The following is a 13,440-nucleotide window of genomic DNA, read 5'->3' on the forward strand; positions in this document are numbered from 1 at the left end:
CGGGTTCGGCTGGTTCGGATCCTGAGGCCCGTAAGGGGGCGGGGGGTGACTCACCGTACTCCTAGGCACCTGACGACGACGGCAAACGCGGCTGACGCTACCGTGCGCGGACAACGGACCATCTTCGCGTCTCCGGCAGCGCCGCGCTGTCCCCTGTTCGGACGCTCTGCCCGGGTCAACGGGGCAGCAGCACGGCGGCGGTGCGGACCAGGGCGTCGTCGACGCTGAACCGGCCGGTGACCAGCGCGGGCGGCTCGGCCACCGGGGCGGCGTCGCGCCGCGCCGGCGCGATGCGGGCGGTGAACGTGCCGGCCTCCGGATCGAGCTCCACCAAGGCGTCGTGGAAGTCCAGCCACGTGCCGACGACCGGGTGCCACACCTTGTAGACCGTCTCCTTGACGCTGAACACCACCGCCGGCCAGGAGGTCCCCGCCGGCAGGCGGGCACACCGGTCCTCCTCCTCGGGCAGGCAGACCAGCCGGCGTACGCCCGCGTTGAGCTCGCGGTGCCCCTCGGCGTCGATGCCGACCGACCGGACCTCGCCGGCACGGGCCGCGACCGCCGCGCAGTAGCCGCGGGTGTGCGTGATGGCGCCGACCACGCCGGCCGGCCAGACCGGCGACCGGTCCGCCGCCGCCGGCACCGCGACCGGGGGCACGCCGAGGGCGGCCATCGCCCGGCGGGCGCACACCCGCCCGGCGGTGAAGTCGCGGCGGCGGCTCTCCACCGCGCGTTCGCCCAGGCAGGCCCGCTCGGCCGGCAGCAGCTCGCCCGTCCAGTCCGACGGCCCGGCCACGGCCACCGCCACGGCCGGCGGCAGCAGGTCACGCATCGCCGTCCCCCGACAGGTACGACCGCACGCGCGCCCGCTCGGCGTCGAGCGCGTCGGCCGGCACCGGCGGCGACCCCGGCCACAGGTCCACCACCGGCTCCCCGTCGCGGGCCTCCCAGGTGCCCACGACCCGGCCCCGGTGCACCACCACCGGCGAGATCCACCCGGCGGCCCGGCTGACCGAGGAGCGGCGCTCGGCCGGGACGACCGTGGTGTCCTTCGTGCCCGGCCCGAGCACCCACTGGTCGAACGCGGGGAGCAGCCGTACGGCGTCGTCGGGGCGGGCGGCGGCGATCTCGTCCACGTCGGCGGCGCGGGCGTACGCCGGCCGGTCGCCGACGGTCACCGGCACCAGTTCGCCCGCGTCGACGAGGCGGGCGAACCAGCCGCGCAGCGCGGCCCGCTTCGAGCCGCCCCGGCTCAGCCACTGGTCGAAGGTCTCCGGGCTCGCCGGTCCGTACGCGCCCAGCCAGGCCGGCACCACCCGGGACGCCGCCTCCTCCGGCCCGGGCAGGCCCGGCCAGCCGGGCAGCAGCGTCTCCGGTCGGGTGAAGGTGACCCGGTTGCCCTCGGCCGGCCCCTGCACCAGCAGGCCCTGCCAGGCCAGCGGCTTGAGCACGGCCCCCCACCCGGAGTCGAGGTGCGCGGCGACCGTCCCGTCCCCGGTGCGTTCGACGATCTCGGCGGTGAGCTGCTCCCGGGTGAGCGTGCGCCCGTCCAGCGCGGCGGCGGCGGCCTCGGCGATCGCCGCCAGCCGGTCGACGGTCACGAAGGCGCGCTGCCACGAGCCCTTTTCCCAGAACCGGCCGGCGGCCAGCAGGGACAGGCAGGCCGGGGCGTCCTCGGCGCGCATCAGGTGCAGGGTGCCGCGCATGGCCCAGGTGCGCACCAGGAGCCGCCCGGCGAGCGCGCCCGCGACCCCGCCGGGCCGGGGGTCGGCCTGCCGCGCGGCGACGGCCTGCTCGGCGGCGGAGGCGACCTGTGCCTGCACCCCGACCAGGCGGCCGACCACGTCGACGGGACGTACGCCCGCCGGCCGGTGCAGCAGGTGTCGACCGGACCGCCAGGCCAGCACCTGGTCCACGGTCAGCGTCGCGACGGCCATGGTTGGTGAACGTACCGCAAGGCGTAACACCGGAGCGTCCTGCGGCGCTGACAGGGCGTCGCCGGGGGACGATGGGCATCCATTGTCGACCACGCCCCGCCCGGGGCCGGTCGCCACGTGAACCGGAGAGGGAGCGCGATGACCGGTGCTGCGGAGTCCTCGGTGTCCGGGGCGGACGAGCACGCTCCACTGGCGCCCGGCTGGACCTGCGACACCTGCGGCGCCGACTGGCCGTGCGCGGCCAAACGGTCCCGGCTGCTGGAGGAGTACCGGGCGGACCGGGCCATGCTCAGCGTGTACCTGGGGTCCTGCCTGGCGGCCGCCGCGCAGGACCTGCCGCCGTCGCCCGGCACCTGCCTTCAGGACCGGTTCATCGGCTGGCTGCCCCGCCACCCCCGGGCGTCCTGACCCGCGCCCGGGGCGACCGGTCGGCCGCCCCGGCACGCCCGGCGGTCAGTACGCGTGGGTCACCGTGAGCGTGATGTTCGTGCAGGAACTCGCCCGGCTGGTCAACGCGCTCTTCTCGGCGCTGTCGACGCTCAACCGCCACCGGGTCTTGACCGCGACCCACTCGCCGACGTACCGGCACTTCTCGTAGGTCGGCAACCAGGTCGCCGGGTCCTGGTCGCCCTTGGCCTGGTTGACGTTGTCGGTCACCGCGACCAGCGACCTGACGTCGCCGAGGTCGTTGGCGAACGCCTGCCGCCGCGACGTGGTCCAGTTCCGGGCACCCGAGTCCCACGCCTCGGCCAGCGGGACCATGTGGTCGATGTCCAGGTCGGACGGGTCGGTCCAGGAGGCCCCGTCGTAGTAGGAGCGCCAGCGCCCGCCGCTGAGCTGGCAGCCGGAGCCCACCGAGGGGCGGGTGGTGGCCTCGGCGATCAACACCTCGTAGCGGGTGTTGCAGCCGTCGGAGTCCGCATCCGTCCAGTGCGGGAACAGGTCCCGGGAGTAGCCGGTGCGGCTCTCGGTGGCCACCGGCAGGTCGGCGACGAGGGTGCGCAACGGCACCGAGACGGTGGCGGCGTGGGCGGGGGCGGACAGGCCGAGGGTGGCGGCGGTGACGGTGGCCAGCAGGCCGCCGGCCCAGCGGAGGGTACGGGTCATCGCGAACTCCGTCCGAATCGATCGGGGGTTTGGCCGACAGTGCAACCGGCCCGGGTGCCGAGAGACCGGACACGGGATGACTGGAGAACCAAATTCATCGATACGTTACGGGAACTCCCCGCCGGTGGGAATCCCGTCGGCTGCACGATGTGGCCGACGCCGAACCCGGCGGAAGTCGCCGATCCGTACCGTTTGCGCAGGATGACGGACTGTAAGATGCCGGATGTAAACCATCCGTTCGGTGTGGCACGGGTCGGAAATCTGACCGAAGTCGACCCGTTGTGCCGGTGGTACGGGGTGGTTAAGCTTCTGATGCGCGCCCCAATCGCCCGCTTCCCCCGTGGCAGGCGATCGGGGCGCGCTTATACGTCGAACGGGCCCGCACGCCACCGCGTGCGGGCCCGTTCCCCGTGTGCCCGCCGCGCGGCGGGCACCGTGCCGTCCGTCAGATCCAGCGGCCGTCCAGCCACATCCGCGCCGACCACTCGGCGTACGGCAGCAGCTTCCCGACGAAGATCGGATGGAAGTACGCGAAGCAGAGCGCGACCAGCAGGACGTACGCCCCGGCGATCACCCCGCCGACCAGCCTGCGGTCCCGAGCCTCGTCCGGCTCGCCGGGCGCGGCGGCAGGGGCGGCGTCGCCCGGCTGCGCGGCGACCGCTCCCGGTGGACCGGCCGGCGTGACGATCGCGCCGAGCACGTAGACCACCGCCAGCACCAGGAACGGCAGGGCCGGCGCCGTGTAGAAGGAGAACATCGTCCGGCCGTCGAGCGCGAACCAGAACCAGGGCAGCAGGCCGGCCGCCACGACGAGCAGGATCGCCCCCGCCCGCCAGTCCCGCCGGGCCAGGCCCAGCCAGGCCAGCGCCACCAGGGCGGGCAGGAACGACCACCAGAGCAGGGGGGTGCCGAGCAGCAGGATCTCGGAGGCGCAGCTCGGCGCCCCGCAGGTCCCCTCGCCGGACCAGTAGAAGGCGACCGGCCGGCCGAGCAGCAACCACTGCCACGGCCACGACTGGTACTTGTGCGGGTCGTCGAGGCCGGTGTGGAAGCCGTACGCGGCCTTGTGGTACTCGATCAGGTTGTTCAGCGCGCCGAACACCGGGGTGTCGCTCAGCGGGGCGTTCGGGTACCGCTCGGCGAGCCGGTAGTAGCCGTCGTCGCCGAGCAGCCAGCCGGACCAGGTGCCGACGTAGGTGACCACGATCAGCACCCCGGCCAGCACCAGCCAGGGCACCTCGTCGAGGAGCGTGTCCCGCCACGGGCGGCGTACGCCGGCGGAGCGGCGGACCCCGACCTCCCAGAGGATGACCAGCAGCGCGAAGACGGGCAGGAAGTAGAGCGCGCTCCACTTGACCGCGCAGGCGCAGCCGAACAGGACCCCGGCGGCGAGCCGCCACCACGGCCAGTTCCGCCAGCCGCCCGCCGGCCGCCCGGCCCGCCCGGGCCGGCCCGGATCCAGGCCGGCCTCCAGCGCCCGGGCCCACCGGCGGCGCCGGGCGTCCCGGTCGAGGACCAGGGCGCCGAACGTGGCGAGCACGAAGAAGAGCAGGAAGATGTCGAGCAGCGCGGTGCGGGACAGCACCAGGTGGAAGCCGTCCAGCGCGAGCAGCAGGCCGGCGGCGCAGCCGAGCGCGGTCGAGCGGAACATCCGCCGGCCGACGCGGACCAGCAGCAGCACCGACAGGGTGCCGACGACCGCCGCCGAGAACCGCCAGCCGAACTCCGGCGCGGTCGTCGTCAGGTGCCCCGGCACCGAGATGCCGTGCTCGGTGTCCTGATAGCCGAAGGCCCACTCGCCGAGCCCGATGAGCCACTTGCCCAGCGGCGGGTGGACCACGTAGGACGGGCCGCCGTCCTTGAAGTTCCACTCGACGCCCTTGTCGATCAGCCCCCAGGCGTCCCGGGCGTAGTAGGTCTCGTCGAAGATCTTGCCCGGCGGGTGGCTCAGACCGACGAAGCGCAGGATCGCCGCGATCGCGACGATCACGCCCGTGGCGAGCCAGGAGCGCCCGTCCAGCCGGGCCTCGACGGTGGCCAGCCGCCGCCGGACCACGCCGGGGACCCCGTCGCCGGAAGCCGGGGACGCCCCCTGGGGCGGGCCCTCCGCCGTGGGATCCGGTCCCGCCTGGTCCGCGCTCTGTGCTGTCGACGCACTCGTCACCCGGCGATCGTAGGCTGCGAAGGTGCCCGGTGGCGCCCGTCGTCTCCGATACCGGTAACGCCGTCGATGAAGGAGTTGCATCTCGTGGGTGAAATGTCCGAAACCGGGCGCCTGGTCCTGCTCGGCGCACCGCTCGGCAACCCCGCCGACGCCTCCGCCCGGTTCCGCGAGGTGCTCGCCGCCGCGGACGTGGTGGCCGCCGAGGACACCCGCCGGCTCACCCGGCTGGCCCGGGACCTCGACGTCACCGTCGGCGGCCGGATCGTCTCCTACTTCGAGGGCAACGAGGAGCGGCGCACCCCCGAGCTGGTCGACGTGCTGGCCGCCGGCTACCTGGTCGCCCTGGTCACCGACGGCGGCATGCCGAGCGTCTCCGACCCGGGCTACCGGCTGGTCCGGGCCGCCCTGGACGCCGGCGTGCCGGTCACCGCCGCGCCCGGCCCGAGCGCGGTCACCACCGCCCTGGCGCTCTCCGGCCTGCCCTGCGACCGGTTCTGCTTCGAGGGCTTCCTGCCGCGCACCGGCGGCGCCCGCCGGTCCCGCCTGCGGGCCCTCGCCGCCGAGGAGCGGACGCTGGTCTTCTTCGAGGCGCCGCACCGGATCGCCGCCGCGCTCGCCGACCTGGCCGCCGCGTTCGGCGCCGACCGGCCCGCCGCGCTCTGCCGCGAGCTGACCAAGACGTACGAGGAGATCGTCCGCCGCCCGCTCGGCGAGCTGGCCGACTGGGCGGCCGAGCGGGAGCCGCGCGGCGAGATCACCCTCGTGGTGGCCGGCGCGCCCGAGTCGGCGGCCGAGCGGCCCGACGACGACACGCTGCGGGCCGCCGTCGCCGCCCGGGAGGCCGCCGGGCTGTCCCGCCGGGACGCGATCACCGAGGTCGCCACGGAGTACGGCCTGCGCCGCCGCGACGTCTACACCGTCGTGCACGCCGGACCCTGAGCGGGAGTCGACGCGGCCCGGCCGGCACCCGACGGCGGCCCGGCCGGGCACCCTGCAACCGTGGGGTTCACCAGGCGGCGACGAGGAAGCCGGCGGTGATCACCAGCGGGCCGGCCAGCGCGCCGGTCACCGCCCAGCGGCGGGCGCGGGGGTCGGCGAGCCGGGTCGACCCCGTCCACCGGGCGATCCCGGCGGCACAGCCCAGCACCACCAGCAGGCCGAGCAGCCAGCGCAGGTGTGCGGCCGGGCCGGTGTCCGCGTACGCGGTGCCGCCGTCCGGGCCGGTCATCCGCGCCGGCAGCCTCGTGCCGGTCGCGGTGCGCTCCGCGGTCACCCCGCCCACCCGCACGCCGTGCGCGGTCCACCTCTCGTCGGCGGCGGTGAAGTTGCCCCGGCAGCGCTGCGTGAGCCCGCCCCCGGTGCAGTCGGCGATCACCACGGTGCCCCGCGTGGCGTGCCCCACCGCCAGCCAGAACGGGCCGGCGCTGACCCAGGCGAAGAACGCCGCGACCAGGCTCAGCGCCAGCAGCGCGGCCAGCCCCGGCAGCGGATCGGGCGGACGCGGGGTGCGCGGGGCCCGCCGCCGCGCGGCATCGTCCCGGGTCGACCGCTGCCGCTCGTGCGGCGGCTCCTCCCGGATCGGCGTGCCGTCCCAGTGCACCAGCTCGATCGGCGGCCAGTACGCGCCGTCGTCGCCGTCGGACACGCCCCCGCCGCCGTCGCCGTCCGGCGTACGCCCGCCGCCCCCGCCGTCCGGCGTACGTCCGCCCTCGTCCCGGCCGGGCGTGCCGACGGCGGGGGAACGTCCCCGGCGCGGCCAGCGGTTCGGCTGCCGGACGGGGACCCGGCGCGGCACGGCGTCGACCGGCGCCCCGGTCGTGGGCTCCAGCTCGACGGCGGGCGCGGGGGACGGCGGGGCCGCCACCGGCCCGGCGGCCTCGGCGGGCGGTTCCGGCGGCGCGGCGGCCGGGACCACCCGGGGATGCGGCGCGACCGTGCCACGCGGCGCCCTCGCCCCACCGCCGTCCGCCTCGCCGGTGGGACGGTCGTCGCGATCCCGGGCCGCTCGTCTGCCAGTCACGACGTTCATTGCACCCCGCCACCCCGACGTCGGCCCGCAGCCCAGGCCGCGTGTCGGCGACAAATCGGGCAGCGAGCGGACCCGGTCCGGCCGGACCGCCGACCCGCGGGCCCTATTGGTTCGCGGCCACCGCGAGCGGGTCACTAGGCTTGCTGGTCATGAGTCACGTTCTCGCGGCGGTCGCCTGGCCGTACGCCAACGGCCCGCGCCACATCGGCCACGTCTCCGGTTTCGGCGTTCCCTCCGACGTCTTCAGCCGGTACATGCGGATGGCCGGGCACGACGTGCTCATGGTGTCGGGCACCGACGAGCACGGCACCCCCATCCAGGTGCAGGCGGACGCCGACGGGGTCACCCCGCGCGAGCTGGCCGACCGCTACAACCGGGTGATCGTGGAGGACCTGCACGGCCTCGGGCTCTCCTACGACCTGTTCACCCGCACCACCACCCGCAACCACTACGCGGTGGTGCAGGAGCTGTTCGAGGGGATGCACCGCAACGGCTACATCGTCCCGAAGACCACCATGGGGGCGATCTCCCCGTCCACCGGCCGGACGCTGCCCGACCGCTACATCGAGGGCACCTGCCCGATCTGCGGCTACGACAGCGCCCGCGGCGACCAGTGCGACAACTGCGGCAACCAGCTCGACCCGATCGACCTGATCGACCCGAAGTCGCGGATCAACGGGGAGACCCCGAAGTTCGTCGAGACCGAGCACTTCTTCCTCGACCTGCCCGCCCTGGCCGACGTGCTGCGGCAGTGGCTCGACACCCGCGAGGGCTGGCGGCCCAACGTGCTGCGCTTCTCGAGGAACCTGCTCGACGACCTCCAGCCCCGGGCCATCACCCGCGACCTGGAGTGGGGCGTGCCGATCCCGCTCGACGGCTGGCGGGACCGCCCCGACAAGCGCATCTACGTCTGGTTCGACGCGGTGATCGGCTACCTCTCCGCCTCGATCGAGTGGGCCCGCCGCTCCGGCGACCCCGAGGCGTGGCGGAAGTACTGGAACGCGAAGGACGCCGAGGGCGGTGTCCCGTCTGCCGACGGCGTCGGCGGTGACGCCCGCGGCTACTACTTCATGGGCAAGGACAACATCGTCTTCCACTCGGTGATCTGGCCGGCGCTGCTCTCCGGGTACTCGGGCGAGGGCAGCCGGGACGGCGAGCCGGGCCGGCTGGGCCGGCTCAACCTGCCCACCGAGGTGGTCTCCAGCGAATACCTGACCATGGAGGGGAAGAAGTTCTCCTCCTCCCGCCGGGTCGTCATCTACGTCCGGGACTTCCTGGAGCGCTACGACGCCGACGCGCTGCGCTACTTCATCGCCGCCGCCGGCCCGGAGAGCAACGACACCGACTTCACCTGGGCCGAGTTCCTGCGCCGCAACAACGACGAGCTGGTGGCCGGCTGGGGCAACCTGGTCAACCGGTCCGTCTCCATGGCGGCGAAGAACTTCGGCGCGATCCCGCCGGTCGACCCGGCCGGCCTCACCGAGGCCGACGAGGCGCTGCTCGCGGTCGCCCGGGCCGGCTTCGCCACCGTCGGTGACCTGATCGCCCGGCACCGGCAGAAGCAGGCCATCGGCGAGGCGATGAGGGTGGTCGCCGAGGCCAACCGGTACCTCTCCGAGCAGGCGCCGTGGAAGCTCAAGGGCGAGGACGACAAGCCGCGGATGGGCACCATCCTGCACGTCGCCCTCCAGGTGGTCAGCGACGCCAACACCCTGCTCACCCCGTTCCTGCCGCACTCCGCGCAGAAGGTGCACGAGCTGCTCGGCGGCACCGGCGTGCACGCCCCGATGCCGGTCATCGAGGAGGTCGAGGACCTCGACGGCGGGCCCGCGTACCCGGTGCTGACCGGCGACTACACCGTCGGCGCGCGCTGGGAGTCGGTGCCGTTGGAGGCCGGCCGGCCACTGGCCGCCCCGAAGCCGGTCTTTCGCAAGCTCGACCCGTCGATCGTCGACGAGGAACTGGCCCGCCTGGCCGACTGACGGCCGCCTCCGCACGGCGACGGGCGCGACCCCCGAGGGGGCCGCGCCCGTCGGTCGTCCGTACGCGTCAGGCCCGGGCCATCGCCGGTGCCCCGATGAAGTCCATGATGCTGCGGTTCACCTCGGCCGCGTTCGTCCACGGGGTGCCGTGCGGCGCGCCCTTCAGGGTGACCAGCTGGCTGCCGGGCAGCATCGGCTGCAACCGCTGGCCGGTCTTCGGGTACGGCAGCACCGCGTCGGAGTCGCCCTGCACGATCAGCACCGGCACGTCGATCCGGGACACGTCGCCCCGGAAGTCGGTCTGCCAGGCGTCCACGCAGTCGTGGGTGCCCTTCGCGGAGGCGCGGGCGCCGATCTCCCAGTGCGCCCGGAACGCCTCCTCGCTGACCAGCCTGCCCTTGTTCTCCTGGTAGTTGAAGAAGGCCTCGCAGAAGGTGGTGAGGTAGGCGAACCGGTCGTCGACGATGGCCTGCTGGAAGCCCTGGAAGAGGCTCTTGTCGACCCCCTCCGGGTTGTCCGAGGTCTTCAGCAGGAACGGCGCGAGCGGGGCCAGCAGCACCGCGCGGTCCACCCGCTGCGAGCCGTACACGCCCAGGTAGCGGGTCACCTCGCCGGTGCCCATCGAGTGGCCGACCAGGATCGCGTCGCGCAGGTCCAGCTCGGTCATCAGCACGTCGAGGTCGGCGGCGAACGTGTCGTAGTCGTACCCGGACGCCGGCTGGGCGGAGTTGCCGAACCCCCGCCGGTCGTACGTGATCGTCCGGTACCCGGCGGCCAGCAGCGGCCCGACCTGCTTCTCCCAGGTCGACCCGCTGAACGGGAAGCCGTGGATCAACACGATCGGCTGACCGGAGCCGTGGTCCTCGTAGTACAGGTCGATGGGGGCGGAGTTCTCCGTCCCCACGGTGATGAAAGGCATGCGCGTCTCCTGGTCCCGTGACGGTCGGACGCCCGCGCTTTCCCACCCCGCGCGCCGTTATGCCCCCGTCGGGTGGAGGCACCACGCGGTCGCGGTGCGTCCCCGGCCGGTTGCCGTTCCTCCGTCCGGTCGACCGGTCAGAGCTCGTACGGCAGGTCCACCACGCGGTCTTCGGTGACCTCGGCCGCGGGCGCCCAGGTCTCGTAGACGCCCCGCTCCTGGCACTGCGCCCCGGTCTCCGCCACCGCGTCCGGGCCGGGCCGACGCAGGCGCAGGCGCAGCCACCCGGACTCCTCCCGCAGCACCAGGCAGGGCACGCCCCGCCAGTCGGCCTGTCGCAGCCGGCGGGCCACCCACTCCACCGGGTACCGGGCGGCCCGGGTCATCGCCAGCACCCGGAACCCGCCCGGCAGGTCCGCCACCGCCTCGTACTCGCCGTCGGCGTAGCCGCCGACCAGCCGGGTGGAAGGGGGCGCCTCGCCGGTCGGCACGTACTCCTGGTCGGGGTTGAGCCCCGGCACCGCCGCCAGCAGGTGCCGCCACTGCGGGCCGACCATCCGCAGCCAGCCGCGCTGCTCGGCCTGGTAGGCGTAGAGCACCACCTCCGTGCCATCGGGCGGGTAGGCGAGCAGGGTGGCGTTCGCCGGCATCGGCAGGTCCGCGAAGTCCCGGGTCACGAACTCCGGGACGAGCTGGGCGCTGCTGGGCACGAACCCGGTGCCGAGCACCGCCCCGCCCAGCCGGTCCCGGGGCGCGAGCGCGGTCAGCCCCCGGTGCGCCCCGCCGGCCGGCACGTCGTAGTCGGCCGGGTCGGCCGCCCGCCAGCGCAGCGCGTACGTCACGTCCGCGCCGTCGGGCCCGTCCGTGCCGTCGGTGCGCAGCACGGCCGTCGCCGCCGGCGTACGCAGGTGCGCCACGTCGTGCTCCCGGTGACAGAAGCCGTGCGGCAGCCACCCGCGCACGTACCCGGCGAGCTGCCGCGCGGAGAGCACCTTCACCATCCGGGTGCCCCGCCGCAGCACGGCCGAGGCGCGCACCGCCGCCAGCGTCGGGTCACCGGCCGCCGCCGGCTGCTGGCTGAGCTGCTGCACGTGCGCCCAGCCCCGCTCCCGGTGCAGCGGCACCAGCAGCGGGGACTCCGCCTCGTCGCCCGGATCCGCCGCCGGATGCACGACGGTGACCTCGGTGGCGTGCACGAACCTGCGCCACGGCAGCGCGGTGCCGGGGCGGGGCGCCCAGTCGAAGCCGGGCGTCTCCTCGGCGCTGAACAGTTCGTACGCCGCCCCCCGGGCGATCTCCTGCGCCGGGTACACCACGCCCCCGTAGGTCACGCGCGGGCCGTCGCCGCTGGTCCGAGGGGTCATGGTCACGCCGACGACGCTAGGCGCGAGATGTGCCGCCCCGGTGAACAGCCGATGGCGTCCCCGGAACACGGGCCACCGGCGGTGTGTGATGCTGGCCGCGATGAGCGAGCCCACCGAAACCCGCAAGCAGCGCGCCGCCCGCCGGGCCGGGGAGTTCCCGCCCGTGCCCGAACCGCTGCCCCGCCCCGTGCTGGACAGCCACACCCACCTCGACATCACCGTCAGCGAGGCCGGCGTGCCCCCGCGGCCGGACGGGGACCCGGGCGGCGGGCCCGCCGAGGACCCGGTCGCCGTGGCCGTGGCCGTCGCCGCCTCGGTGGGCGTCGACCGGCTGGTGCAGGTCGGGGTGGACGTCGCCTCCTCCCGCTGGGGGGCCGACGTCGCCGACACCCACCCGGCCGTGCTGGCCACCGTGGCGCTGCACCCGAACGAGGCCCCCCGCCTGCCCGACCTGGACGAGGCGCTGCGCGAGGTCGAGGCGCTCGCCGCCCGGGACCGGGTGCGCGGGATCGGCGAGACCGGCATGGACTTCTTCCGCACCGGCGAGGAGGGGCGCGCCGTGCAGGAGGAGAGCTTCCGGGCGCACATCGCCATCGCCAAGCGGTACGGCAAGGCGCTGGTCGTCCACGACCGGGACGCGCACGCCGACGTGCTGCGCATCCTCGACGACGAGGGCGCGCCGGACACCGTGGTGCTGCACTGCTTCTCCGGCGACGCCGACTTCGCCCGCGAGTGCGTCCGGCGGGGCTACCTGCTCAGCTTCGCCGGCACGGTCACCTTCGGCAGCGCCACCGCGCTGCGGGAGGCCGCCGCGCTGACCCCGGTCGAGCAGATCCTGGTGGAGACCGACGCGCCCTACCTGACCCCGATGCCGCACCGGGGCCGGCCGAACGCGTCGTACCTGATCCCGCTGACCGTACGGTCGCTGGCCGAGACGACCGGCACGGACCTGGACCGGCTCTGCGCCGCCATCTCCACCACCGGCGACCGCGTCTTCGGCCCGTGGTGAGCGGGCGGGCCCCTGGCGCGCGCACCCCCGCAGCCGCCCGCATAGGCTACGGGGCGTGACCGGTCTCCTCGGCCCGGCGGAGATCCGGGAACTGGCCGCCCGGCTGGGCGTCACCCCCACCAAGAGGCTCGGCCAGAACTTCGTGCACGACCCGAACACCGTGCGGCGCATCGTCACCGCCGCCGGGCTGGCCCCGGACGACGTGGCGCTGGAGGTCGGCCCCGGTCTCGGCTCCCTCACCCTCGCCCTGCTCCCGGCCGCCGCGCACGTGCACGCCGTGGAGCTGGACCCGACGCTCGCCGGCGCGCTGCCGGACACCGCCGCCCGGCACGCCGGGCCCGACGCGGCGCGGCTGAGCGTGCACCACGCCGACGCGCTGCGCGTGCGCGCCGCCGAGCTGGCCGACCCGGCGCCGACCGCGCTGGTGGCGAACCTGCCCTACAACGTGGCCGTGCCGGTGGTGCTGCACCTGCTCGCCGAGCTGCCCAGCCTGCGGCACGGGCTGGTGATGGTGCAGAAGGAGGTCGCCGACCGGCTCGTCGCCGGCCCCGGCTCAAAGGTGTACGGCGTGCCGTCGGTCAAGCTCGCCTGGTACGCCTCAGCCCGCGCCGCCGGCAAGGTCCCGCCGAACGTCTTCTGGCCGGTGCCGAACGTCGACTCCGGGCTGGTCGCCTTCGCCCGCCGCGAGCCGCCCCGCGCCGACGTACCCCGGGAACGGGTCTTCGCCGTGGTGGACGCGGCGTTCGCGCAGCGCCGCAAGACCCTGCGCGCCGCGCTGGCCGGCTGGGCCGGCGGCGCGGACCGGGCCGCCGCGGCGCTCACCGCCGCCGGCGTCGACCCCGGCGCGCGTGGGGAGTCACTCACCGTCGCGCAGTTCGCCGCCATCGCCGCGTCGGCCCCGGTCGCCCCACCCGCCGCGCAGTAGGCTG

Annotated in this window: 12 protein-coding genes; 5 read left to right on the forward strand and 7 right to left on the reverse strand. The window is 75.1% G+C overall.

Annotated elements, in window-relative coordinates; all coding sequences use genetic code 11:
* Window positions 1-175: 175 nt before the first annotated feature.
* Both ACSNN9_RS04270 and ACSNN9_RS04275 read right to left on the reverse strand, forming a co-directional pair.
* Window positions 176-832, reverse strand: coding sequence for a 4'-phosphopantetheinyl transferase family protein (locus ACSNN9_RS04270; RefSeq protein ID WP_436671302.1), 657 nt, complete (start codon window positions 830-832; stop codon window positions 176-178).
* Window positions 825-1,937 carry a DNA glycosylase AlkZ-like family protein gene (locus ACSNN9_RS04275; RefSeq protein WP_436671303.1) on the reverse strand — a complete coding sequence of 371 codons (1,113 nt, stop codon included), beginning with the start codon at window positions 1,935-1,937 and terminating at the stop codon, window positions 825-827. The genes ACSNN9_RS04270 and ACSNN9_RS04275 overlap by 8 nt, the downstream gene beginning before the upstream one ends.
* Before the next feature lie 138 nt (window positions 1,938-2,075).
* On the opposite strand from ACSNN9_RS04275, the gene ACSNN9_RS04280 reads away from it, so the two are divergent.
* Window positions 2,076-2,345 carry a hypothetical protein gene (locus ACSNN9_RS04280; protein ID WP_436671304.1) on the forward strand — a complete coding sequence of 90 codons (270 nt, stop codon included), beginning with the start codon at window positions 2,076-2,078 and terminating at the stop codon, window positions 2,343-2,345.
* Window positions 2,346-2,390: 45 nt separating this feature from the next.
* On the opposite strand, the gene ACSNN9_RS04285 is transcribed toward ACSNN9_RS04280, so the two are convergent.
* Together ACSNN9_RS04285 and ACSNN9_RS04290 are read right to left on the reverse strand one after the other, a co-directional pair.
* Window positions 2,391-3,044, reverse strand: a complete 654-nt coding sequence (locus ACSNN9_RS04285; RefSeq protein ID WP_436671305.1) for an HNH endonuclease family protein — start codon at window positions 3,042-3,044, stop codon at window positions 2,391-2,393.
* A gap of 445 nt (window positions 3,045-3,489) precedes the next feature.
* Window positions 3,490-5,208, reverse strand: a complete 1,719-nt coding sequence (locus ACSNN9_RS04290; protein ID WP_436671306.1) for a dolichyl-phosphate-mannose--protein mannosyltransferase — start codon at window positions 5,206-5,208, stop codon at window positions 3,490-3,492.
* Window positions 5,209-5,274: 66 nt separating this feature from the next.
* Here ACSNN9_RS04290 and rsmI point away from each other — a divergent pair, with 66 nt between their 5' ends.
* The gene (rsmI, locus tag ACSNN9_RS04295; protein WP_436671307.1) at window positions 5,275-6,147 is read left to right on the forward strand and encodes a 16S rRNA (cytidine(1402)-2'-O)-methyltransferase; all 873 of its coding nucleotides are present in this window, start codon (window positions 5,275-5,277) and stop codon (window positions 6,145-6,147) included.
* 67 nt (window positions 6,148-6,214) lie between these two features.
* Here rsmI and ACSNN9_RS04300 read toward each other — a convergent pair whose 3' ends face one another.
* Window positions 6,215-7,237 carry a hypothetical protein gene (locus tag ACSNN9_RS04300; protein ID WP_436671308.1) on the reverse strand — a complete coding sequence of 341 codons (1,023 nt, stop codon included), beginning with the start codon at window positions 7,235-7,237 and terminating at the stop codon, window positions 6,215-6,217.
* Window positions 7,238-7,386: 149 nt separating this feature from the next.
* Here ACSNN9_RS04300 and metG point away from each other — a divergent pair, with 149 nt between their 5' ends.
* Window positions 7,387-9,219 carry a methionine--tRNA ligase gene (gene metG / locus ACSNN9_RS04305; protein WP_436671309.1) on the forward strand — a complete coding sequence of 611 codons (1,833 nt, stop codon included), beginning with the start codon at window positions 7,387-7,389 and terminating at the stop codon, window positions 9,217-9,219.
* A 67-nt stretch (window positions 9,220-9,286) separates the two neighbouring features.
* Here metG and ACSNN9_RS04310 read toward each other — a convergent pair whose 3' ends face one another.
* Together ACSNN9_RS04310 and ACSNN9_RS04315 are read right to left on the reverse strand one after the other, a co-directional pair.
* Window positions 9,287-10,138 (reverse strand): alpha/beta fold hydrolase, encoded by an 852-nt coding sequence (locus ACSNN9_RS04310; RefSeq protein WP_436671310.1) that lies wholly within the window; start codon window positions 10,136-10,138, stop codon window positions 9,287-9,289.
* Between the two features lie 137 nt (window positions 10,139-10,275).
* The gene (locus ACSNN9_RS04315; protein ID WP_436671347.1) at window positions 10,276-11,502 is read right to left on the reverse strand and encodes a hypothetical protein; all 1,227 of its coding nucleotides are present in this window, start codon (window positions 11,500-11,502) and stop codon (window positions 10,276-10,278) included.
* An 88-nt stretch (window positions 11,503-11,590) separates the two neighbouring features.
* On the opposite strand from ACSNN9_RS04315, the gene ACSNN9_RS04320 reads away from it, so the two are divergent.
* Window positions 11,591-12,511 carry a TatD family hydrolase gene (locus ACSNN9_RS04320; RefSeq protein WP_436671311.1) on the forward strand — a complete coding sequence of 307 codons (921 nt, stop codon included), beginning with the start codon at window positions 11,591-11,593 and terminating at the stop codon, window positions 12,509-12,511.
* Window positions 12,512-12,566: 55 nt separating this feature from the next.
* Window positions 12,567-13,436, forward strand: coding sequence for a 16S rRNA (adenine(1518)-N(6)/adenine(1519)-N(6))-dimethyltransferase RsmA (gene rsmA / locus ACSNN9_RS04325; protein WP_436671312.1), 870 nt, complete (start codon window positions 12,567-12,569; stop codon window positions 13,434-13,436).
* Window positions 13,437-13,440 lie beyond the last annotated feature (4 nt).

The organism is Micromonospora sp. URMC 107 (genome assembly GCF_051386315.1).
In the GTDB taxonomy this organism is placed as follows: domain Bacteria; phylum Actinomycetota; class Actinomycetes; order Mycobacteriales; family Micromonosporaceae; genus Micromonospora.